Annotated in this window: 20 protein-coding genes; 10 read left to right on the forward strand and 10 right to left on the reverse strand. The window is 74.0% G+C overall.

Translation table 11 applies throughout. The features are described 5' to 3' along the window. Positions 1–516: adenosylcobinamide-GDP ribazoletransferase (locus SZN_RS07655; RefSeq protein ID WP_007493016.1), on the reverse strand; the 516-nt coding region annotated here is incomplete at its 3' end. Positions 517–583: 67 nt separating this feature from the next. Between SZN_RS07655 and SZN_RS07660 the strand changes: the two genes are divergently transcribed. Next, positions 584–1348: a hypothetical protein gene (locus tag SZN_RS07660; RefSeq protein ID WP_007493017.1), complete on the forward strand. Its 765-nt coding sequence runs from the start codon at positions 584–586 to the stop codon at positions 1346–1348. Positions 1349–1671: 323 nt separating this feature from the next. On the opposite strand, the gene cobT is transcribed toward SZN_RS07660, so the two are convergent. Beyond that, a complete protein-coding gene (cobT, locus tag SZN_RS07665) occupies positions 1672–2790 on the reverse strand; it encodes a nicotinate-nucleotide--dimethylbenzimidazole phosphoribosyltransferase (RefSeq protein ID WP_007493018.1) in 1119 nt (372 codons plus the stop codon). Between the two features lie 238 nt (positions 2791–3028). Between cobT and SZN_RS07670 the strand changes: the two genes are divergently transcribed. After that, on the forward strand, positions 3029–3889 hold the full coding sequence (locus SZN_RS07670) for a class I SAM-dependent methyltransferase (RefSeq protein WP_007493020.1): 861 nt from the start codon (positions 3029–3031) through the stop codon (positions 3887–3889). Here the strand turns inward: SZN_RS07670 and SZN_RS07675 are convergent. Beyond that, positions 3878–5080: a bifunctional adenosylcobinamide kinase/adenosylcobinamide-phosphate guanylyltransferase gene (locus SZN_RS07675; RefSeq protein WP_007493022.1), complete on the reverse strand. Its 1203-nt coding sequence runs from the start codon at positions 5078–5080 to the stop codon at positions 3878–3880. The two genes, SZN_RS07670 and SZN_RS07675, sit on opposite strands and share 12 nt — an antisense overlap. A 150-nt stretch (positions 5081–5230) precedes the next feature. On the opposite strand from SZN_RS07675, the gene SZN_RS07680 reads away from it, so the two are divergent. Then, positions 5231–5440, forward strand: a complete 210-nt coding sequence (locus SZN_RS07680) for a hypothetical protein (protein ID WP_007493024.1) — start codon at positions 5231–5233, stop codon at positions 5438–5440. Between the two features lie 39 nt (positions 5441–5479). Here SZN_RS07680 and SZN_RS07685 read toward each other — a convergent pair whose 3' ends face one another. From SZN_RS07685 to SZN_RS07695, 3 genes are all read right to left on the reverse strand, one after another. Further along, positions 5480–6541: a S1C family serine protease gene (locus SZN_RS07685; protein WP_007493025.1), complete on the reverse strand. Its 1062-nt coding sequence runs from the start codon at positions 6539–6541 to the stop codon at positions 5480–5482. Between the two features lie 77 nt (positions 6542–6618). After that, complete coding sequence (locus SZN_RS07690; RefSeq protein ID WP_007493027.1) at positions 6619–7320, reverse strand: class I SAM-dependent methyltransferase; 702 nt, start codon at positions 7318–7320, stop codon at positions 6619–6621. 83 nt (positions 7321–7403) lie between these two features. After that, on the reverse strand, positions 7404–8003 hold the full coding sequence (locus SZN_RS07695) for a DUF3043 domain-containing protein (protein WP_007493029.1): 600 nt from the start codon (positions 8001–8003) through the stop codon (positions 7404–7406). Between the two features lie 317 nt (positions 8004–8320). On the opposite strand from SZN_RS07695, the gene SZN_RS07700 reads away from it, so the two are divergent. The 5 genes from SZN_RS07700 to SZN_RS07720 all read left to right on the forward strand — a co-directional run bounded on the left by SZN_RS07700 (position 8321) and on the right by SZN_RS07720 (position 14930). Beyond that, positions 8321–9121 carry a PspA/IM30 family protein gene (locus SZN_RS07700; RefSeq protein ID WP_007493031.1) on the forward strand — a complete coding sequence of 267 codons (801 nt, stop codon included), beginning with the start codon at positions 8321–8323 and terminating at the stop codon, positions 9119–9121. Between the two features lie 42 nt (positions 9122–9163). Then, positions 9164–9442 (forward strand): PspA-associated protein PspAA, encoded by a 279-nt coding sequence (gene pspAA, locus SZN_RS07705; RefSeq protein WP_043729208.1) that lies wholly within the window; start codon positions 9164–9166, stop codon positions 9440–9442. Between the two features lie 195 nt (positions 9443–9637). Further along, entirely contained in the window at positions 9638–10858 is a 1221-nt protein-coding gene (locus SZN_RS07710) for a sensor histidine kinase (protein ID WP_043729211.1), read from the forward strand. Positions 10859–10940: 82 nt separating this feature from the next. Beyond that, positions 10941–11621: a response regulator gene (locus tag SZN_RS07715; RefSeq protein WP_007493037.1), complete on the forward strand. Its 681-nt coding sequence runs from the start codon at positions 10941–10943 to the stop codon at positions 11619–11621. Positions 11622–11795: 174 nt separating this feature from the next. After that, positions 11796–14930, forward strand: coding sequence for an efflux RND transporter permease subunit (locus SZN_RS07720; RefSeq protein ID WP_007493039.1), 3135 nt, complete (start codon positions 11796–11798; stop codon positions 14928–14930). Between the two features lie 368 nt (positions 14931–15298). On the opposite strand, the gene nadA is transcribed toward SZN_RS07720, so the two are convergent. Then, entirely contained in the window at positions 15299–16483 is a 1185-nt protein-coding gene (gene nadA / locus SZN_RS07725; protein ID WP_043729175.1) for a quinolinate synthase NadA, read from the reverse strand. Between the two features lie 328 nt (positions 16484–16811). On the opposite strand from nadA, the gene SZN_RS07730 reads away from it, so the two are divergent. After that, on the forward strand, positions 16812–17168 hold the full coding sequence (locus SZN_RS07730; RefSeq protein ID WP_007493043.1) for an iron-sulfur cluster assembly accessory protein: 357 nt from the start codon (positions 16812–16814) through the stop codon (positions 17166–17168). Between the two features lie 102 nt (positions 17169–17270). Here SZN_RS07730 and SZN_RS07735 read toward each other — a convergent pair whose 3' ends face one another. Both SZN_RS07735 and SZN_RS07740 read right to left on the reverse strand, forming a co-directional pair. Beyond that, a complete protein-coding gene (locus tag SZN_RS07735) occupies positions 17271–18953 on the reverse strand; it encodes a hypothetical protein (protein ID WP_007493044.1) in 1683 nt (560 codons plus the stop codon). Between the two features lie 233 nt (positions 18954–19186). Continuing rightward, positions 19187–19396 carry a hypothetical protein gene (locus tag SZN_RS07740; protein WP_007493045.1) on the reverse strand — a complete coding sequence of 70 codons (210 nt, stop codon included), beginning with the start codon at positions 19394–19396 and terminating at the stop codon, positions 19187–19189. A gap of 130 nt (positions 19397–19526) precedes the next feature. On the opposite strand from SZN_RS07740, the gene SZN_RS07745 reads away from it, so the two are divergent. Then, on the forward strand, positions 19527–20501 hold the full coding sequence (locus tag SZN_RS07745) for a carbohydrate kinase family protein (protein ID WP_007493046.1): 975 nt from the start codon (positions 19527–19529) through the stop codon (positions 20499–20501). Positions 20502–20524: 23 nt separating this feature from the next. On the opposite strand, the gene SZN_RS07750 is transcribed toward SZN_RS07745, so the two are convergent. Further along, positions 20525–21901, reverse strand: a complete 1377-nt coding sequence (locus SZN_RS07750; protein WP_007493047.1) for a cysteine desulfurase/sulfurtransferase TusA family protein — start codon at positions 21899–21901, stop codon at positions 20525–20527. Positions 21902–21957 lie beyond the last annotated feature (56 nt).

A 21957-nucleotide genomic window follows, 5' to 3' on the forward strand; every position in this document is an offset into this window, starting at 1 on the left:
CTCCGGACGCGCGGCCGGCACACCCGCGCGGGCGGCGAGGGTGAGGGAGAGCCGGGCGGCGACGGCCGAGACCACCGCGGCCAGCGCGCCCCGGGCCCAGGAGCCGTCGTAGAGCTGAGCGAGCGCGGCGGTCTGGGCGAACAGCACGAGGACCAGCGTGATGACGCCGAACGGCCCGACGTCCGACTGCTTCATGATCCGCAGGGCGTCCTCGGCAGGCTTGCCGCTGCCGAGTCCGTCCGCGGTGTCGGCGAGCCCGTCGAGATGGAGTCCGCGGGTGAGCACGGCGCCCGCGGCGGTGCCCGCGACGGCCGCGAGCAGCGAACCGGCGCCCAGGAACAGCAGCGTCAGCGAGACGGCGGCGGCGGCGCAGCCCAGCACCAGCCCCACCAGCGGGGCGCACAGCATCCCGCCGCGCGCCGCCTCCCGGTCCCAGCGGCTCACCCCGACGGGCAGCACGCTCAGGGTCCCGAAGGCGAAGCGCAGACCGTGCGGGGACGGCGAGGTCGTGGACACGCCCGCACCCTAGCCCGGACGCGGGTCCCGCCGGGCAGCCCGCCCCGCTCCCGGACACACTGGGAACATGGGTGACTGGTGGCAGCGCAACATCATCGAACCGGGCAAACTGCCCCTGCTGCTCGCCCTGACCGCCTTCGTCGTCACCTTCGTGGTGACCCGGGTCATCACCCGTCTCATCCGCGCGGGCAAGGGCCCGTTCCGCAACATCGAGACCGGCTCGGTCCACATCCACCACGTCGTCCCCGGCGTCGTCCTCACCGTCGTCGGCGGCTTCTGCGCGGTAGCCGGCGGGCTGCACGGCTTCGGTTCGTACGCGGCCGCCGTGGTCTTCGGGATCGGCGCGGGACTGGTGATGGACGAGTTCGCGCTGATCCTGCACCTGGACGACGTGTACTGGACCGAGGACGGCCGCAAGAGCGTCGAGGTGGTCGTGCTGACCGTGGCCCTGGCCGGTCTGCTCCTCCTCGGCTTCGCGCCCTTCGGCGTCAACGGCCTGGACTCCCAGGAGGCGCAGAACCGCGGCACGGTGACCAGTACCATCGCGGGGAACCTCGTGCTGGTCCTGATCGCCCTGTTCAAGGGCAAGGCGCGGATCGCGCTGTTCGGGGTGATCGTGCCGTTCGTCGCCCTGTTCGGCGCGGTCCGGCTGGCCCGCCCGGCGTCGCCCTGGGCCAAGCGCTTCTACCGCCGCCGCCCGCGCGCCCGCGCCAGGGCGGCCCTGCGCGCCTACCACCACGACCGGCGCTGGGCGGGCCCCGGCCGGAAGTTTCAGGACTGGATCGGCGGCGCCCCCGACGCCGGACCGGAACGGGCCCTGGAACGCCGCTGACGCACCGCCGCCACCGCGCACAGCGCCACCGCCGCCGCGACGGCCGCCACGTGCTCCCGGCCCGCCAGGTCGTCCTCCAGCGCGACCTCGGGCCGTCGCCGCGATCACCGTGCCCGCCGTGGCGTACGCCCCGTAGCGCCGGCCGACGAACACGGCGAGGCCCACGACCGCCGTTCAGGGCGGGCACGAACAGCGACAGGGCGTGCGCGGGGCCGCTCGCGCGGCGGCGGCTGCGGGCCGTGCCGATGATCAGCAGGTCCGGGTCCGTGCGGGTTCGCGCCGGCGGGTGAGGCGTCCGCCGCGCGCGGGGCCGGGCCGCCCCGCTACCCGGCCGCGGGAGCGTCCGGCTCCTGCGCCCCCTGCGCCCCCTGCGCGTCCTGCGGCTCCCCGGGCTCGGCGGGGTGCTCCGGCAGCTCCGCCGACAGGGCCGCCGCCGCCCGCACCAGCGGCAGGGCCAGCAGGCCGCCCAGGCCCTCGCCCACCCGGACACCCTGGTCGAGCAGGGGTTCCATGGCCATCCGGTCCAGGGCCTTGGCCTGACCGGGCTCCCCGCTGTCGTGCGCGGCCAGCCACCAGTCCGGCGCCCGGAACGCGATCCGCTGGCCCACCAGCGCACAGGCGGCGGCCACCACACCGTCGAGCACGACCGGCATCTTGCGCACCGCGCTCTGCAGCAGGAACCCGGTCATCGCCGCGAGGTCCGCCCCGCCCACCGCCGCCAGCAGCTGCACCTGGTCCCCGAGCACCGGCCGGGCCCGGCGCAGCGCGTCCCGGATCGCCGCGCACTTGCGCATCCACGTCAGGTCGTCGACGGCGAGCCCGCCGCGCCCCGTCACCACGGACGCGTCCGTTCCGCACAGCGCGGCGACCAGCACCCCGGCCGCCGTGGTCCCGCCGACGCTCACGTCGCCCAGCACCACCAGATCCGTCCCGGAGTCGGCCTCCTCGTCGGCCACCGCCACCCCGGCCAGGAAGGCCGCCTCGGCCTCCTGCCGGGTCAGGGCGTCCTCGACGTCGATACGGCCGCTGCCGCGCCGCACCCGGTGGCGGACCACGTCCGCGGGCAGTGTCCCGGGGTCGCAGTCCAGCGCCATGTCGACGACGCGCACCGGCACCCCGAGCCGGCGCGCCAGCACCGACACCGGTCGGCCGCCCGCCAGGACCTCGCGCACCAGCTCCGCGGCGCTGCCCGCCGGCCGCGCCGACACGCCCAGCGCGGCGACCCCGTGGTCCCCGGCGAACAGCACGACCCGCGGCTGTTCGACCGGCCGCACCGGTACCGCGGCCTGCGCCGCCGCCAGCCACTCACCCAGTTCGTCGAGGCGCCCCAGCGCCCCCGGCGGCACGATCTGCCGTTCCCGGCGGGTCTCGGCGTCCCGCCGCACCCCTCCGTCGGGGCGCTCGATCAGATCGGAGAAGTCGTCGACATCAAGCGAGCTCATTCGCCGAACAGTACTCACCGGCACCGGTCCGGCGGCACGCGCCCCGGCGCCGCCCCCGGCCCGCCACGTCCCCTCGGTACCGACGTGCCGTCGTTGCACCCGGCACCCTCATCCCATACGTTCCGTTTTGCAGTGGATTGTCAGGGCATGCTCGCACCGTTCCCCGTCCGTTCCCGCACCCCGCCCACCCCCGCCGCCGTACGACCCCGCCGTACGACCCCCACGCACGGGAGCCGCCATGACCGCGACCGCACCGCCCGAACCCCCGGACACCGGCTGCGCGTTCACCCTCGCCGCCTGCCGCGAGCACACCTACGTCCCCCTGCATCTGCGGCTCACCCGGCGCGGCCCGCGCCGCCTGAGAGCCGCGGCCCGCGCCGCGCTCTCCATCCCGGAAACCCCAGGACTCCCAGGACTCCCAGGACTCCCCGAACCGGAGAGCTGGCTGGACGTCGGGACCGGCTACGGCCGCTTCCCCGAGTCCGCCAAGGACGTCTTCCCGTACACCTCCTTCGACGGGCTGGACCTCACCCACCGGGTGCTGCACGCGCGCGTGGCCGAGCGGGTGGAGGAGGCCCACGTCGGCCCCCTCACCGACCCGCGCGTCGGCGCGCGGCTGCGCGGCCGGTACGACGTCGTCAGCATGTTCCGGCATCTGGAGCACACCCCCGACCCGCGCGGGGAACTGCGGGCCGCCCTCGCGGCACTGCGGCCCGGCGGCCACCTCGTCCTCGAACTGCCCAACCCGCGCTGCGTGTTCGCCGCCCTGCTCGGCGGACTGTGGGTGCCGCACAGCCGGCCGGGCCATCTGCACCTGCTGCCCGTGGACGTCCTGTGCGCCGAACTCGCCGCCCTGGGCTGCACGGTCCTCTCCACCGACCACCGCGCCGCGCACATCCCCTACGACCTCGCCGCCGCGGTGTCCCTGACGCTCACCCGGCTGCTGCCCGCCCCGCTGGCCCGCGCCGGCGCCCCCCTGGTGGCCGCGGCCTGGGCGCTGGACCACCTGCTGGCCCCCCTCCTCGGCCGCACCCCCTTCTCCAACGCCTACCGCGTCGTCGCCCGCAAGGAGCCGGCCGGCCCGCCCTCAGCCGCGTAGCACCAGCGCCTGCCCCGCCACCAGCAGCAGCACGTGCTCGCACTGCTCGGCGAACGCGGCGTTCAGCCGCCCCAGTTCGTCGCGGTAGCGCCGCCCCGACGCCGTCGCCGGCACGATCCCCGACCCCACCTCGTTGGAGACGGCGACCACGGTCCGCCGGGTCTCGCGCACCGCCCGCGTCAGCTCCGCCACCCGCGTGCGCAGCGCCCGCTCCCCGCCGTCCGCCCACACCGCGTCGTCCCACGCGCCGACCGCGTCCATGGCGTCCGTCAGCCACAGCGACAGACAGTCGACGAGCAGCGGCGCCCCCTCGCCGGCCAGCAGCGGCACCAGGTCGCAGCTCTCCGTGGTGCGCCACGAACCGGGCCGCCGGTCCCGGTGCGCGGCGACCCGCGCCGCCCACTCGGTGTCCCCGCCGCGGGTACCGCCCGTCGCCACGTACAGCACGTCCGGGAAGGACTCCAGGCGCCGCTCCGCCTCCACCGACTTCCCCGACCGGGCGCCGCCCAGCACCAGGGTCCGCCGCGGCACGTCCGGCACGTCCTCGTACGCGCCGACCTCCAGGGTGCTCCCGTCGGGCACCGCCCGCGCGCCCGCCGCGGCCAGCCGCCGCCGCAACTCCGGTCCGGGCGGGGCGTCATGGTCCAGATGGACGGCGATCACCTCGGTCGCCGGACCGGCGGCCCCCACCGCCCGCAGCCTGGCCACGGCGTCCGGCCGCCCCACGACGTCGGCGACCACCATGTCGTACATCCCGGCGGTCCCCTCCGCCAGCCCGGCCGGCGCCCCGCCCGGCGGCAGGTACAGCAGCCGCTGCCCGTCCGGGCCGGTCACCGCGTACCCGGTGCCCGGCGCGTCCATCGCCACCGCCCGCACCCGGTGCCCCGTCAGCAGCGCCAACTCCCGCCCGTCCGGCACCCGGCCGGGCTGCGGCACACCCGCCGGCACCTCCACGGCCGGGCCGTTGTGCGGATGGGTCAGCAGCACCTGGCGCACGCCCCCCAGCGAACGGCCCGCGCGGGCCGCCGCGAACGCCGCCCCCGGGGTCAGGTCGAGCAGCAGCGCGCCGTCCACGAGCAACGAGGTCGCGGCGCGCGCCCCGTCCCCGAGCGCGCCGGCGCACACCGCGCAGGGACAGGCGGGGCGGGGAAGTCCCGCGGGGGCACCGGTGCCGAGCAGAGTCAGTTCCACGGAACCGATTTTCCCGTGTCCGCGCAGCTCTCGCCCTCCCCCACCCCCCACTTCGCTCATGCGGGGGCACCCGTCGGCACTAGGCTCAGGTCGGGAGCCGGACCTTGATCCGGACCTTGCTCTGCACGTGCTGACATCTGGGAGGCGTACATGGCGGCATGGACGTGGCGGTTCGAGAAGGCCGACGGGGCGGAGACCCCGCCCGCGGTGCAGCCCGAGGAGTTCACCACCCAGGGGGACGCCGAGTCCTGGATCGGGGAGCACTGGAAGGCCCTTCAGGAGGGCGGCGCGGACCAGGTGCGGCTCTTCGAGGACGCCACCGAGATCTACGGCCCGATGAGCCTGCACGCCGAGGGCTGAGCCGCGCGGGGGGCGAGGGCACCGCGCCCTCGCCCCGCCTCACTGCTCGCCGAGCGTCACATCGGCCTTCTTCTCGTCGCCGCCGCGGGTGTACGTCACCGTCGTGCGGTCGCCCGGCTGCTCACCGGCCAGCGCCTCGGCCAGCGAGGTGACGGTGGTGACGTCCGCGTCGCCCAGCCGGGTGATGATGTCGCCGGGCCGCAGTCCGCCCCTGTCGGCGGCCCCGCCGGCCTCCACCTTGACGACCGCCACGCCCACGGGCCGGGAAGCGTCGTCCACGACGGTCCGGCCGGTGATGCCGAGCGCCGCCCGGCCCGAGTCGGTGACCCGGCCGTCCCGCACGATCTGGTCGGCGATCCTGCGCACCGTCGACGCCGGGATCGCGAACCCGATGCCCGGCGCCGCCCCGCCGCCCACCTGCGGATCGACCGCGGCGAGCGTCGGGATGCCGATCACCGTGCCCTCCAGGTTCACCAGGGCGCCGCCGCTGTTGCCCGGGTTGATGGCCGCCGAGGTCTGCACCATGTTGGCGATCGTCGCGCCCGTGCCGCCGTCGCCCTCGGTGACGGTCCGTCCGGTCGCCGAGACGATGCCCTGCGTCACGCTGGAGGACAGCCCGAGCGGCGACCCCATCGCCAGCACGATCTGCCCGACCTCGACCTTCGGCGAGTCCCCGAAGTCCGCCGGCTTCAGCCCGTCCGGCACGTCGTCCAGCCTGACCACCGCGAGGTCCTGCTGCGGGTACGACGAGACGAGCCGCGCGGTGAGCTCCTTCTCGCTGTTCGCCGTCGTCACCCGGAAGGTCCGCTGCTCACCGACCACGTGCGCGTTCGTGACGATGTGTCCCCCGTCGTCGTAGACCACACCTGAGCCGAGGTCGCGCGCGCCCTGGATCTGCACCACCGACGGCAGGACGTCCTTGATCACCTTCAGGTAGTCGGACTGGAGGTCGTCGGCCGCCCGGACCGCCCGCGGCACACCGGCCTGCCGGGTCGCGTCCTGCTCCCCGCGCGCGGAGGAGCCTGCCGAACAGGCCGCCAGCGGTGCGGCGCACACGAGGGCGGCGAGAGCCGGGAGAACGGCGGAACGGCGAGCATCCATGCCCCGAGTCTCACCGCGGCGCGCGCCCGCGGCGCGCGCTGTTCACCCGAACGTAGTCGTCGCGCGCCCCGGCGGGCTCAGCCGCGCACACCGCACAGATGCAGCAGGGCGGCCACGCCGCGGTAGGGGTCCGCCTTCCCGGCGCGCTCCTCGGCGGCCAGCAGCGGCTCCGGATCGGCCGGGACCTCCGCGTCGTCGGCCGCGGTGTCGGTGAACACCCGCACCCCGTACCAGGCGTGCAGCGGCGCCCCGATCCCGGCGAGCGTCGCGGTCAGGTCCGCGAGCCGGTCCGCGCGGACGTCGAGCCCCAGCCGGTTGCGGTACGCGGTGGAGTCGAAGGCGGCCAGCGCCCCCGCCCAGTCACCGCCCAGCCCCGGCCGCAGCGCCAGCGCGTCGGCGTTGCGCACGAGCAGGGAGAGCAGCCCGCCCGGCGCGATCATCCGGGCCAGCCCGGCCAGCAGCGGATCGGGCTCCTCGACGTACATCAGCACACCGTGGCACAGCACCACGTCGAAGCTGCCCGGCAGGAAGTGCACGCCGGTGTCGCGGCCGTCGCTCTCGACGAGCCGCACCCGCTCGCGGATGCCCTCCGGCTCACCGGCCAGCCGCTCACGCGCCGCGGCGATCATCGTCGCGTCCTGCTCGACACCGGTGACCTGGTGTCCGGCCCGAGCCAGGCGCAGCGCCTGGGTGCCCTGGCCCATCCCCACGTCGAGCACGCGAAGCCGCCGCCCGACCGGGAACCGCCCGGCTATCTGCTCGTCGAGCTGCCGGGCCACCAGCTCCTGCCGTACGACCTCACGCAGCCCGCCCAGCCTGTTCAGCCAGACCTCGGCCGCGCCCCCGGAGAACGCGGCTGCGCTCAGGGCCGCTCTCCGCGCTTGACCTGCGGCTTGGGCAGCCGGAGCCGGCGCATCTGGAGCGAGCGCATCAGGGAGTACGCGACGGCACCGCGGCGGTTGTCGTCGGGGAAGCGCTCGGCGAGCCGCTTCTTCAGCCGGAAGGCCGTGACGAACGAGTCCAGCACGATCAGCACGATCACGACCAGCCACAGCAGCAGAGCGATGTTCTGCAGGGCGGGGACCTGCACCATGCTCAGCACGAGGATGACCACGGCCATCGGCAGGAAGAACTCCGCGATGTTGAAGCGCGAGTCGATGAAGTCGCGCGCGAACCTGCGGACCGGGCCCTTGTCGCGGGCGGGCAGGTAGCGCTCGTCGCCGCTGGCCAGCGCCTGGCGCTGCCGCTCCATGGCGGCGCGGCGGTCCGCGCGCTGCCGCTTGGCGGCGTCCTTGCGCGTCATCGTGGTGTTGGCCACACTGCGGCGCTGCGACTGGGCCGCACTGCGCTTGGGCGTGGGGCGGCCCTTCGGGGCCTCGGGATGGCGGGTCTGAGTGGAGTCGGTCACCGGCGCCTTGTCGGCGTCCTGGGCCTTCTCGTCCTTGGCACGGCTACGGAACACAAAACCCAAGGGTACGGGGTGCCGGGGGTTGGACCCCAGCCCCATGGGGAACGATCCGGCAACGCCAGTCGTCAGAGGGGGACAGAGGGGACGTCACGGACGTCCGCTCCGGCGGCCACGGGGGAGTCATGGGGGCGGCAGCGGGTGGACACCCGGGGGTCACCTACTCCTCACGCCGGAGCGGAAGCGTGCGCAGTCGTCCTTGGGGATGACCGCATCCGTCCCCGAACAGTGCGGTAATGGATGCAGGGCCCGTACTGTGGGTTCTGTCGCAGCAGCTGGAGCTGGAGTCCGTCAGAAGGGGGCGCGCGAAGCCCATGAGCGGTGTCATGAAGCGTATGGGGATGATCTTCCGCGCGAAGGCGAACAAGGCCCTTGACCGGGCCGAGGACCCGCGCGAGACCCTCGACTACTCGTATCAGAAGCAGCTTGAGCTGCTGCAGAAGGTGCGCCGCGGGGTGGCCGACGTGGCCACGTCCCGCAAGCGCCTGGAACTCCAGCTCAACCAGCTCCAGCAGCAGTCCTCGAAGCTGGAGGACCAGGGCCGCAAGGCGCTCGCGCTGGGCCGCGAGGACCTGGCCCGCGAGGCGCTCTCGCGCCGCGCCGCCCTCCAGCAGCAGGTGACGGACCTGGAGACACAGCACGCGACGCTCCAGGGTGAGGAGGAGAAGCTCACCCTCGCGGCCCAGCGCCTGCAGGCCAAGGTCGACGCCTTCCGCACCAAGAAGGAGACGATCAAGGCCACGTACACCGCGGCCCAGGCCCAGACCCGCATCGGCGAGGCGTTCTCCGGCATCTCCGAGGAGATGGGCGACGTCGGCCTCGCGATCCAGCGGGCCGAGGACAAGACCGCCCAGCTCCAGGCCCGCGCGGGAGCCATCGACGAACTGCTCGCCTCCGGCGCCCTGGACGACCAGTCCGGTATGCACAAGGACGACATCCAGGCCGAGCTGGACCGGCTCTCCGGTGGTACGGATGTAGAGCTGGAACTGCAGCGCATGAAGGCGGAGCTGGCGGGCGGCCCGTCGGCCGGCCAGCAGGCCATCGAGGGCGGTGAGCCCTCGCAGCAGCAGTCCCGGCAGCAGCCGCAGGACACCCCGCGCTTCGACAAGCAGTAGCCGAGGGCCGGGGCCCACGCCGAGGAGGCCGAGATGGGCGACATGATCGTCCGGATCATGGGTGAGGGGCAGGTGAAGCTGTCCGACAGCCACCTGCCCGTGCTGAACAGGCTCGACGACGAACTCCTCGCGGAGATGGAGAACGGCGACGGCCCCGGCTTCCGCGGCACCCTCGCCGCCCTCCTCGCCAAGGTGCGCGAGCTGGGCGCCCCGCTGCCCGACGACTCCCTGGAACCGTCCGAGCTGATCCTGCCGTCCCCGGACGCGACCCTGGAGGAGGTCCGGGAACTGCTCAGCGACGACGGGCTGATCCCGGGCTGAACGCGACGCCCCGGCCGCGGGACGGCACCGCCCCGGCCACGGACGCGAGTCCCTCCGGCCGCGGCACGGCAGGCGCCGTCCGCTGTTCGCAGGTGCCCGCCCGTGGGTGCGCCGGCCGTCGTACGGCGTCGGCGGCCCCGGCCGCGGGGCGGCGCGCGTTCCCGGCCCCGCGCCGACGCCGTACCGTACTCAGACGTGAGCACCACCCTGCAACGCGCCCGGCACCACCTCAAGGCGCACCCCCTGGCACTGGACACGGCGCTGGCCGTCGGCGTCCTCGTCTGCATGGTCGCCGGCTCGTTCGTGGACCCGCACGGCGAGGACGGCGTGACGTGGGGGCTGCGCACCCCGGACGCCCTCAGCCTGGTGCTGATGACGCTCGGCGCCGCCGCCCTGGCCTTCCGCCGGCTCGCCCCCCTGAAGGTGCTGGCCCTCACCGGCACCGTCTCCCTGGCCGAGTTCGTCACCGGCGAACCGCGCGCCCCCGTCGCGATGTCGGCGGTCATCGCCCTGTACACCGTCGCCGCCACCACCGACCGCACCACCACCCTGCGCGTCGGGCTGCTCACCGTCACCGTGCTGACCGGCGCCGCGATGCTCGCCGGCCCCCTGCCCTGGTACGCCCAGGAGAACCTGGCCGTCCTCGCCTGGACCGGCATCGGCGCCACGGCCGGCGACGCGGTCCGCAGCAGGCGCGCCTTCGTCGCCGCCATCCGCGAGCGCGCCGACCGCGCGGAGCGCACCCACGAGCAGGAGGCCCGCCGCCGCGTCGCCGAGGAGCGCCTGCGGATCGCCCGGGACCTGCACGACGTCGTCGCCCACCACATCGCCCTGGTCAACGTGCAGGCCGGCGTCGCCGCCCATGTCATGGACAAGCGCCCCGACCAGGCCAAGGAGGCCCTCGCCCACGTACGCGAGGCGGGCCGTTCGGCGCTGAACGAACTGCGCGCCACCGTCGGCCTGCTCCGCCAGTCCGGCGACCCCGAGGCGCCCACCGAACCCGCCCCCGGCCTCCACCGCCTCGACGAACTCGTCGGCACCTTCCACAGCGCCGGCCTGCCGGTCGAGGTCGCCCGCGCCGACCAGGACACCCCGCTCCCCGCCGCCGTGGACCTCGCCGCCTACCGGATCGTCCAGGAGGCCCTGACCAATGTGCGCAAGCACGCGGGCACCGCGGCAAGGGCCGAGGTCAGCGTCGTGCGGGTGGGCCCGAACATCGAGATCACCGTCCTGGACGACGGCTCCGGGGAGGACGCGGCGCTCGACGGCGGCGGCCACGGACTGGTCGGCATGCGCGAGCGGGTCACCGCGCTGAGCGGCACCCTCACCACCGGCCCCCGCTACGGCGGCGGCTTCCGCGTCCATGCGATCCTGCCGCTCAAGAGCGTTCCCCGCGCCGCCGGGGACGCCGTATGACCACGCCGGGGAACCCGGGCGGCCCCCGCGGCCGTTCCCACCTCACCGAGCCGTCCGCCCCGCGCTCCACCGAGGACCCCTCATGACCATCCGCGTCCTGCTCGCCGACGACCAGGCCCTGCTGCGCAGCGCGTTCCGCGTGCTGGTCGACTCCGAGCCCGACATGGAGGTCGTGGGCGAGGCGTCCGACGGCGCCGAGGCGGTCCGCCTCGCCCGCCAGGAGCGCGCCGACGTCGTCCTCATGGACATCCGCATGCCCGGCACCGACGGCCTCGCCGCCACCCGCATGATCAGCGCCGACCCCGCCCTCGCCCATGTGCGCGTGGTCATCCTGACCACCTTCGAGGTCGACGACTACGTGGTGCGCTCGCTGCACGCCGGGGCCTGCGGCTTCCTCGGCAAGGGCTCCGAACCCGACGAACTGCTCCACGCCATCAGGATCGCGGCCGGCGGCGAGGCCCTGCTGTCCCCGGCCGCCACCAAGGGTCTCATCGCCCGCTTCCTCGCCCAGGGCGGCAGCGGGGAGGACGCCGACCCGGCCCGCCCCGACCGGCTCGACGCCCTCACCGTCCGCGAACGCGAGGTCCTGGTGCAGGTCGCCCGCGGGTATTCCAACGACGAGATCGCCGAGCGGCTGGAGGTCAGCCCGCTCACCGTGAAGACCCACGTCAACCGGGCCATGTCCAAGCTCGGCGCCCGCGACCGCGCCCAACTCGTGGTCATCGCGTACGAGTCCGGGGTGGTACGTCCGAGGGTGGAGTGAGACCGCGGCGCGTACTGCGGCCGGAGTATGCGACGGATAAGGAAATGGACCTGGGGCCTAGGAAACGGGCCTCCGCCATGGCCCAAGGTGTAAGGGCGGACGCCGACCCGGTTGCCACACGGGCCCTGCCCCGTCCGCCGCCCATTTCTGCCGCTCAGGGAGAGACCCTCACCCATGTCCTGGCTGTCCAGATTCAGCCTCGCCCAGCGTGCCTTGATCGGCCTTGTCTCGATCATCGCGCTGGTCTTCGGGGCGATCGCGATACCCCAGCTCAAGCAGCAACTGCTGCCCACCATCGAACTGCCCATGGTGTCCGTGCTCGCCCCCTACCCGGGCGCCGCGCCCGACGTGGTGGAGAAGCAGGTCGTCCAGCCCATCGAGGACAACCTCCGGGCCGTCGACGCGATCACCGGCGTCACCTCCACGGCCAGCGAGGGCAACGCCCTGATCATGGCGTCCTTCGACTTCGGCACGGACTCCCAGCAGCTCGTCGCCGACGTCCAGCAGGCCGTCAACCGGGCGCGCGTGCAGCTCCCGGAAACCGTCGAACCGCAGGTCGTCGCCGGTTCCACGGACGACATCCCGACCGTCGTCCTCGCCGTCACCTCCGGCCAGGACCAGCAGGCCCTCTCCGCCCGGATCGACCGGACGCTGGTGCCGTCCCTCAAGGAGATCGACGGCGTCGGCCAGGTCACCGTCAGCGGCGTGCGCGACCTCCAGGTCACCGTCACGCCCGACGACACCGCGCTGGCCAAGGCCGGTCTGACCGCGGCCGACCTGTCCCGGGCCCTCCAGGCGGGCGGCGCCACCGTCCCGGCCGGCTCCTTCGACGAGGGCGGCAGCAACCGCACGGTCCAGGTCGGCGGCGGCTACACCTCGCTGCGGCAGATCCAGGACCTGATGGTCGCCGGACAGACACCCGGCAAGAAGGCGGCCCGCCTCGGGGACGTCGCCGAGGTCCGGCAGGAGCAGGCCGCGGCCGACTCCCTGACCCGCACCGGCGGCAAGCCGTCCCTCGCGGTCGAGGTCACCATGGACCGCGAGGGCAGCGCGGTCACCATCTCCGACGCCGTGCAGGACAAGCTCAGCGGGCTGCGCGAGGACCTCGGCTCCGGCGCGACGCTCACCGTGGTCAGCGACCAGGGCCCGGCGGTCAAGCAGTCCATCGACGGCCTCACCACCGAGGGCGCGCTCGGCCTGGTCTTCGCGGTCCTGGTCATCCTCGTGTTCCTCGCGTCGATCCGCTCGACGCTGGTCACCGCGGTCTCCATCCCGCTGTCGGTCGTCCTCGCCCTGATCGTCCTGTGGACGCGCGACCTCTCCCTCAACATGCTGACGCTCGGCGCGCTCACCATCGCCATCGGCCGGGTCGTCGACGACTCGATCGTGGTCCTGGAGAACATCAAGCGCCATCTCGGCTACGGCGAGGAGCGCCACGACGCGATCCTCAAGGCGGTCCGCGAGGTCGCCGGGGCGGTGACGTCGTCCACACTCACCACGGTCGCCGTCTTCCTGCCGATCGGCCTGGTCGGCGGCATGGTGGGCCAGCTGTTCGGCTCCTTCAGCCTGACGGTGACGGCGGCGCTGCTCGCCTCGCTCATCGTCTCGCTGACGGTCGTGCCGGTGCTGTCCTTCTGGTTCCTGCGCCCCCCGAAGGGCACCCCCGAGGACGCCGAGGAGGCCCGCCGCGCCGCCGAGGAGAAGGAGGCGAAGAGCAGGCTCCAGCGCCTCTACGTGCCCGTTCTGCGGTTCGCCACGCGGCGCAGGCTGACCAGCGTGCTGCTGGCCGCCGTGATCCTGCTCGGCACGTTCGGCATGGCCCCGCTGCTGAAGACGAACTTCTTCGACCAGGGCGAGCAGAAGGTCCTCAGCGTCAAGCAGGAGCTGGCACCCGGCACCAGCCTGACGGCCACGGACGAACAGGCCCGGCGCGTCGAGCGGCTGCTCGCCGGCACCGACGGTGTCAAGGACTACCAGGTCACCATCGGCTCGTCCGGCTTCATGGCGGCCTTCGGCGGCGGCACCGACACCAACCAGGCGTCGTACCAGGTGATGCTGGAGGACTCCGCGTCCTTCACGGACGTGCAGGACCGCATCAAGGCCGGGCTGAAGAAGCTCGACGGCATCGGCACCACCACGATCGCCGGCGGCGACGGATTCGGCTCCCAGGACCTCAGCGTCGTCGTGAAGGCGGCCGACAGCGAGGTGCTGCGCACCGCCGCCGAGCAGGTCCGCGGCGCGGTGGCGGGTCTGAACGACGTCTCCGACGTCACCAGCGACCTCGCGCAGAGCGTGCCGCGGATCTCGGTGAAGGCCAACGACAAGGCGGCCGCGGCCGGCTTCGACCAGCAGACGCTCGGCATGGCGGTGGCCCAGGCCGTCCGCGGCAACACCGCGGCCAAGGCGATCCTCGGCGACACCGAGCGGGACGTCGTCATCAAGGCGGCCGAGCCGGCGAAGACCCTCAAGCAGCTGCGCGACCTGGCCTTCGGCCCGGTGAAGCTCGGTGACATCGCCGACGTGAAGCTGGTGGACGGCCCGGTCTCCATGACCCGTATCGACGGCCAGCGCGCCGCCACGATCACGGCGAAGCCGACCGGTGACAACACCGGCGCGGTCAGCGCCGACCTCCAGTCCAAGATCGACGCGCTGAAGCTCCCGGCGGGTGCGACGGCCGAGATCGGCGGAGTCTCGCAGGACCAGGACGACGCGTTCGCCAGCCTGGGACTCGCGATGCTCGCGGCGATCGCGATCGTCTTCATGCTGCTGGTCGCGACCTTCCGCTCGCTGGTCCAGCCGCTGATCCTGCTCGTGTCGATCCCGTTCGCGGCGACCGGCGCGATCGGCCTCCTGCTGGCCACCGGCACCCCGATGGGCGTCCCGGCGATGATCGGCATGCTGATGCTGATCGGCATCGTGGTGACCAACGCGATCGTGCTGATCGACCTGATCAACCAGTACCGCTCGCAGGGGTACGGCGTCGTGGAGGCCGTCATCGAGGGCGGCCGGCACCGGCTGCGCCCGATCCTCATGACGGCACTGGCGACGATCTTCGCCCTGCTCCCGATGGCGCTCGGCGTCACCGGCGAGGGCGGCTTCATCGCCCAGCCGCTGGCCGTGGTCGTGATCGGCGGTCTGATCACCTCGACGCTGCTCACCCTGCTCCTGGTGCCGACGCTCTACTCGATGCTGGAACTCCGCAAGGAGCGCCGGGCCGAGAAGCGCGCGGCGAAGCGGGACGCGAAGGAGGGGCCGGCCGGGGAGTCCTCGGACACCTCGGCGGACGAGACGCACCCCGCCTCCGTCTGACCGCACACCCCGGCCCGGCCGGTTCCCGCACCGCGCCCAGCGGTGCGGGAACCGGCCGGGCCCGTTGCGTCGTCAGCTGTCCTGGAGCCGCCGAGGGCTCGCGGGGAAAGGACACGGGGCGGGCCGCCGAGCAAGGCACCCCGCAGCCGGCCGGCGGGAACGGACCGCTCGACCGTCCCGGAGCCGGCGGCACGGGCGCCGTCCACCGGGGCGGAGCGCGCTCCGGGCGCGAGGCCGCCGTCAAGGGACCCGTTCACCCTCGACCCCGCCCGCCCCGACCGGAAGCCCGTGCCGGGGTGAGCGAAGGGGGTGAGTGAGCGCGGGCGCGGGCGCGCGCCGTGCCCTACGCAGTGGCCGCGCGCCGTGCCCTACGGCAGCGCCAGCATCCGCTCCAGCGCGAGCTTCGCGAACGCCTCGGTCTCCTTGTCGACCTCGATCCGGTTGACCAGGGTGCCCTCGGCCAGGGACTCCAGGGTCCACACCAGGTGGGGCAGGTCGATGCGGTTCATGGTTGAGCAGAAGCAGACCGTCTTGTCGAGGAAGACGATCTCCTTGCCCTCCGGCGCGAAACGGTTCGCCAGCCGGCGGACCAGGTTCAGCTCGGTGCCGACGGCCCACTTGGAGCCGGCCGGGGCGGCCTCCAGGGCCTTGATGATGTACTCCGTCGAGCCGACCTGGTCGGCGGCGGCCACGACCTCGTGCCGGCACTCCGGGTGGACCAGGACGTTGACCCCCGGGATGCGCGCGCGCACGTCGTTCACCGAGTCCAGGCTGAAGCGGCCGTGCACGGAGCAGTGGCCGCGCCACAGGATCATCTTCGCCGCGCGCAGCTCGTCGGCGCTCAGCCCGCCGTTCGGCTTGTGCGGGTTGTAGACGACGCAGTCGTCGAGGGACATCCCCATGTCCCGGACCGCGGTGTTGCGCCCGAGGTGCTGGTCGGGCAGGAACAGCACCTTCTCGCCCTGTTCGAAGGCCCAGTCCAGGGCTCGCCGGGCGTTGGACGAGGTGCAGATGGTGCCGCCGTGCCTGCCGGTGAACGCCTTGATGTCGGCCGACGAGTTCATGTACGAGACGGGCACGACCTGCTCGGCCACCCCGGCCTCGGTCAGCACGTCCCAGCACTCGGCGACCTGCTCGGCCGTCGCCATGTCCGCCATCGAGCAGCCGGCGGCGAGGTCGGGCAGGACGACCTTCTGGTCGTCGGAGGTCAGGATGTCCGCGGACTCGGCCATGAAGTGCACACCGCAGAACACGATGTACTCGGCCTCCGGGCGCGCGGCCGCGTCGCGGGCGAGCTTGAAGGAGTCACCGGTCACGTCCGCGAACTGGATGACCTCGTCGCGCTGGTAGTGGTGGCCGAGCACGAAGACCCTGCTGCCCAGCTTCTCCTTGGCCGCGCGGGCGCGCTCGACCAGGTCCGGGTCGGACGGCGAGGGCAGGTCGCCGGGGCACTCGACGCCGCGCTCGCTCCTCGGGTCGGCCTCACGGCCGAGGAGCAGCAGGGCGAGGGGCGTCGGCTGTACGTCGAGCTCCTGGGTCTGGGCGGTGGTCACGACACGCACCCTTTCTGTTCTGCGGCTCGCCGGTCCCGGGGCACCGGGTCCGGCGGGTCAAGCGGGACACCTTCACCGACTTCTCGTCGGATTGACGTTATCTATCATAACCGGTTCACGTCACTTTGACGACGGCCATCGTGTCCATGTGACGTGAATCCCGTGGCGCCGGTCCGTCCACAGGGCGCTGTCCGCTCCGCCGGGCATGTGCGAGCATGAAGAGGACGAGCACGAGATGAGGACAGCGCGCCCGGTCCGGAATGAATCCGCGGCCTCGCCGGTTGCACTCGTCGGCAAGCAGTCTCCGTACAACCCGGGAGAGATGTAGATGTCCGTATCGGACGAGACCAGCACGGCCACCGACGGCATCGTCCTCAGTGAAGCCGCCGCGGCCAAGGTCAAGGCCCTGCTCGACCAGGAAGGCCGCGACGACCTGGCTCTTCGTGTGGCCGTTCAGCCCGGTGGCTGCTCCGGCCTGCGCTACCAGCTCTTCTTCGACGAGCGCTCGCTCGACGGCGACGTCGTGAAGGACTTCGGCGGCGTCAAGGTCGTCACCGACCGCATGAGCGCCCCGTACCTGGGCGGCGCGTCCATCGACTTCGTGGACACGATCGAGAAGCAGGGCTTCACGATCGACAACCCGAACGCGACGGGTTCCTGCGCCTGCGGCGACTCCTTCAACTGAGCTGCGGCGGAGCGCGCCGCCCGGCGCGGCCGGCACACCCGAAGGCGGCGGCCCCCTCCGACGGGGGCCGCCGCCTTCGCACGCGTACGGCGCCGACCGCGCCTACCGCGCCCCGGACGTCTGCGGTCCGTCCGGGAGCTTCACCCCGGGCCTGAGCAGCGGAAGGGTCCGGCCGTCGGTGCCCACGACCTTCCGGTCCCCGAGCGGCTCCTCCAGCCGCACGGTCTTGCGGAACACCTTGGCGATCATGATGCAGACCTTCTCCGGTCGCGTGGTCTCCGTCACCCGCACCGTCACCCGGCCGCCGTCCTCGGCCGCCGTGACCTTGTAGTCCGCGCAGACGCCGCCCGTGAAGGCGACCGTCAGCTCCGAGCCGTCGACCGTGTAGCCGTCCACCGTCACGTTCCGGGTGACCGGTGCCGGCTCGTCCTTCGGCCCCGACGGACGCGGGGCCGGCTCCTCGCCCGGCGCCGCCGGAGCCAGGAACGCGGGATCGACCGCCGGGTGGGTCACCGTGACGGCGGACGCGTCCGCGCCCCGCACCGCGAACAGCCAGGACGGCACCAGCGCCTGGCGTCCGTCCACGGTCCGCGCGGCCAGTCCGAACACCGCCTTCTCCACCGTCACGGTGTCCTTGCCGGTGCCCCGCGCCGACGGCCGCGCGCTCCCCGGCGCCCCCGTGCCGCACTCCGTCCCCGGGCTCCGGTCCAGCGGGACCGCGCTCGCGCAGCCGCCGACGCCGGTCCGCCCGGTGGCCTCCGGCGCCCGGTTCAGCAGGGCGAGCGTCTTGCGCGCGCTCAGCACCGGGTAGCCGTCGCCCTTCACCGGTGCCTTCAGCCGGCCGCTGCCGGCCACCACGTCACCCCGCCCGTCCACCGTCACGCCGGTGCTCCAGCCGTAGGTGGGCAGCCCGCCCACCACCGGGTCGGCGTTGACGACCCGCCGGGCGCCCACGACCTGGCTCGCGTCCAGCCGCGCATCGCCCTGGCCCACCGCCCTCAGCACCGGCCCGGCCGCCTTCTTCGCGGCCTCCTCGCTCACCGGCTCGCCCGAGGGACCGCCCGGCCCCTTCGCGCACACGGTCGTGCCGCGGCAGTCGTCGGCCCCGGGGGCGTACCGGGAGAACGTCCAGTCCGCGGGCGCCGTCCGGGTCACCTGGAGGGTGGGTCCCGCGCCGTCCTTCGCCCCCACCCGCCAGCTCTGCCCCCGCGCCACCGGTGTGCCGTCCACCCCGAGCGCCTCCGCGAGGCGCGCCACCTCGGCCGCGCCCACCTCACCGGAGGCCCGGTACACCGGCGCCGATCCGGGGCCCTCCGGCAGCTTCCCGGCGGCCCGGTAGAGCACGCCGTACGGGTTCGGCTCCCCGGGCGCGACGCCCCGCGTGCCGCCGCCGTCCGCGCCGGAGCCGTCGAGCCGCAGCGGCGGGGGAGTGCCGTCCCCGCGCGCCCCCGCGGACGTACCGGCGTCCGGGCCTCCCGTCAGGTCCGCGGCGAGGTAGGCCCCGCCGCCCCCGGCGAGCAGCACGGCGGCGGCGACCGAGGCGATGAGCACGGGTGAACGGCGCCGCGACGGAACGGCGTCGCCGCCCTCACCGGGCCCGGCTGGCTCCCCTGGGGCGACCGGCCCGGCGGACTCCCCGGAGCCGGCCCCGGCGGTGTCGGGCCCCCCGGGCCCGGCCGTGTCCGGCCCTCCGGCCCCGGCGGTGTCCTGCTGCTCGCGGGCGTCCCGCTCCTCGGCGGAGCCGTCGGCGCCCGTGTCGTCGTTCTCGGGTCGCTCGGTGTTCACCGCATCGCTCCTTCGGCTGCGCATGTCCCGCGACCCTGACCCGGCCCTGTCAAAAGGCCGTCGTACGGGGTCGTGTCCCGCGTCCCCTGCACGGGGGACAGCGATGGGACGCGGCGGGAGAGCGCACGGTTCCCCACGACGCGCCGACCGCGCCGAACGACGCGCCGACCGCGCGCCGCGGAACCCGGGCGGCCCCGAACCCGGTCGGCCCGGAACCCGGCCGGTCGGGCGCGTCAGTCGCCGTAGTCCGGCATGGCGTCCACGAGCCGCGCCGACGTCGGCGGGACCGTCACGCCGTGGATGCGCGAGGGGGAGACCGGACGGGAGTGCGCCCGGTCGGGGACGGACCAGTGCGGCACCATCCGCGCGCAGTCGCCGAGCAGCGACGCCAGGTCGGCCTCCGGATCGGCCGGGGCGGGCGCGCGGACCTCGAATTTCGTCATAGCGGCACCGTAGGCACGCTCGGCCTCGCGAAGAAAGATCTACTATCGGGTAGTTTCCACTGCTTCAGAGTCCCGGTCGCGAACGGTAGCGTGGACTGTCAATCCCACCTCCCCGCAGGAGACCTCAGCCGTGCGCATCGCAGTCACCGGCTCCATCGCCACCGACCACCTCATGACCTTCCCCGGCCGTTTCGCCGACCAGTTCGTCGCGGACCAGCTGCACACGGTCTCGCTGTCGTTCCTGGTCGACAACCTCGACGTACGCCGGGGCGGAGTGGGCGCGAACATCGCCTTCGGCATGGGCCAGCTGGGCACGAACCCGGTCCTCGTCGGCGCCGCGGGCTTCGACTTCGACGAGTACCGGGCCTGGCTGGACCGGCACGGCGTCGACACCGAGTCCGTCCGCATCTCCGAGACCCTGCACACCGCCCGCTTCGTCTGCACCACCGACGCCGACCACAACCAGATCGGCTCCTTCTACACCGGTGCGATGAGCGAGGCCCGCCTGATCGAGCTGAAGACCGTCGCGGACCGCGTCGGCGGCCTCGACCTGGTCCTCATCGGCGCCGACGACCCCGAGGGGATGCTCCGCCACACCGAGGAGTGCCGCACGCGCGCCATCCCCTTCGCCGCCGACTTCTCCCAGCAGATCGCCCGCATGGACGGCGACGAGATCCGCACCCTGCTGGACGGCGCGACGTACCTCTTCTCCAACGAGTACGAGAAGGGCCTCATCGAGTCCAAGACCGGCTGGACGGACGAGGAGATCCTCGCCCGGGTCGGCCACCGCGTCACGACCCTCGGCGCCCGCGGCGTGCGCATCGAGCGCACCGGCGCCGACCCGATCGAGGTCGGCTGCGCCGAGGAGGAGCGCAAGGCCGACCCCACCGGCGTCGGCGACGCCTTCCGGGCCGGCTTCCTGTCCGGACTGGTCTGGGGCGTCTCCCTGGAGCGCGCCGCCCAGGTCGGCTGCATGCTCGCGACCCTCGTCATCGAGACCGTCGGCACCCAGGAGTACCAGCTGCGCCGGGCCCACTTCATGGACCGCTTCACCAAGGCGTACGGCCATGACGCCGCCGCCGAGGTCCGCGTCCACCTCGGCTGAGCGGGCGCCCCGCGCGCGGGGCGTCAGCCGAGCCGGCGGACCAGGTGGGCCGTCCCCCGTTCCGCCGGCTCCTCGCCCACGTACTCCTGGCCCCGCATCTCGCACCACGCCGGGATGTCCAGCCGGGCCGCCTCGTCGTCCGACAGCACCCGCACCAGACCGCCCACCGGTACGTCCCCGATGACCCTGGCCAGCTCGATGACGGGGATCGGGCACCGCTTGCCGAGCGAGTCCACCACCAGCACGTCGTCCCGGACGGCCGCCCGCGGCTCCGGCGCCCCGAGCGTGCGCCGCACCGCCGCCACCGCGCCCGGCAGGGCCCCGAGGAACCGCTCGACATCCTCCTCGGCCGCCCCGAACGGCAGCGACACCCGCACGTTCCCCTCGCTCAGCACGCCCATCGCCTTCAGCACATGGCTGGGCGTCAGCGTGCTGCTCGTGCACGAGGACCCCGAGGAGACCGAGAACCCGGCCCGGTCCAGCTCGTGCAGCAGGCTCTCCCCGTCGACATAGAGACAGGAGAAGGTGACGATCCCCGGCAGCCGCCGCCGCGGATCCCCGACCACTTCCACGTCCGCCACCTCCCGCGGCACCCGCGCCCGGATCCGCTCCGTCAACTCCCGCAGCCGTACGGCCTCTTGGGCCGCCTCCGCGCGCACGGCCCGCAGCGAGGCCGCGGCCGCGACGATCGCCGGGACGTTCTCGAAGCCGGCCGCCCGCCCCGACTCCCGCTCGTCCGCGGGCCCTTGGGCCGCGAACCGCACCCCCTTGCGCACCACCAGCAGACCGACCCCCGGGGGCCCGCCCCACTTGTGGGCGCTGCCGGTCAGCACCGACCAGCCGCCCTCGACGCGGCCCCACCCGAGCGACTGGGCCGCGTCCACCAGCAGCGGCACCCCGGCCGCCCGGCACACGTCGGCCACCTCGGCCACCGGCTGCTCCGTGCCCACCTCGTGGTTGGCCGACTGCAGACAGGCGAGCGCGGTGTCCGGCCGCAGGGCGTCCCCGTACCCGGCCGCGTCCACCGACCCCCCGCGGTCCACCGTCACCTGAGTGACCGTCCCGCCCGCCGCCTCGTGCGCATCAGCCGAATGGAGCACAGAGGAGTGTTCGACGGCGGACACGATCAGGTGACGTCCGACCCGGCGGCGACCCGCCAACACGCCCGCGGCACCCGCGTGCACGGCCCGGGTCCCCGACGAGGTGAAGACCAGCTCGTCCGCCCGGCATCCCACGGCCTCGGCGGCCGCCTCCCGCGCCGCGTCCAGCAGCATCCGGGCACGCCGCCCCTCCCGGTACAGCCGGGCGGGATCGGCCCAGCCCTCGTCGAGGGAGGCCAGCAGCGCCTGCCGGGCGACGGGATGCAGCGGAGCACTGGATGCAGCGTCGAAGTAGCCCACACGGCAACGCTAATCGCCCCCGCGCCGCCATGCCGCCGAAGGGGTGCGCTCCGGGG

It is taken from the genome of Streptomyces zinciresistens K42 (assembly GCF_000225525.1).
Taxonomy (GTDB): Bacteria; Actinomycetota; Actinomycetes; order Streptomycetales; family Streptomycetaceae; genus Streptomyces; species Streptomyces zinciresistens.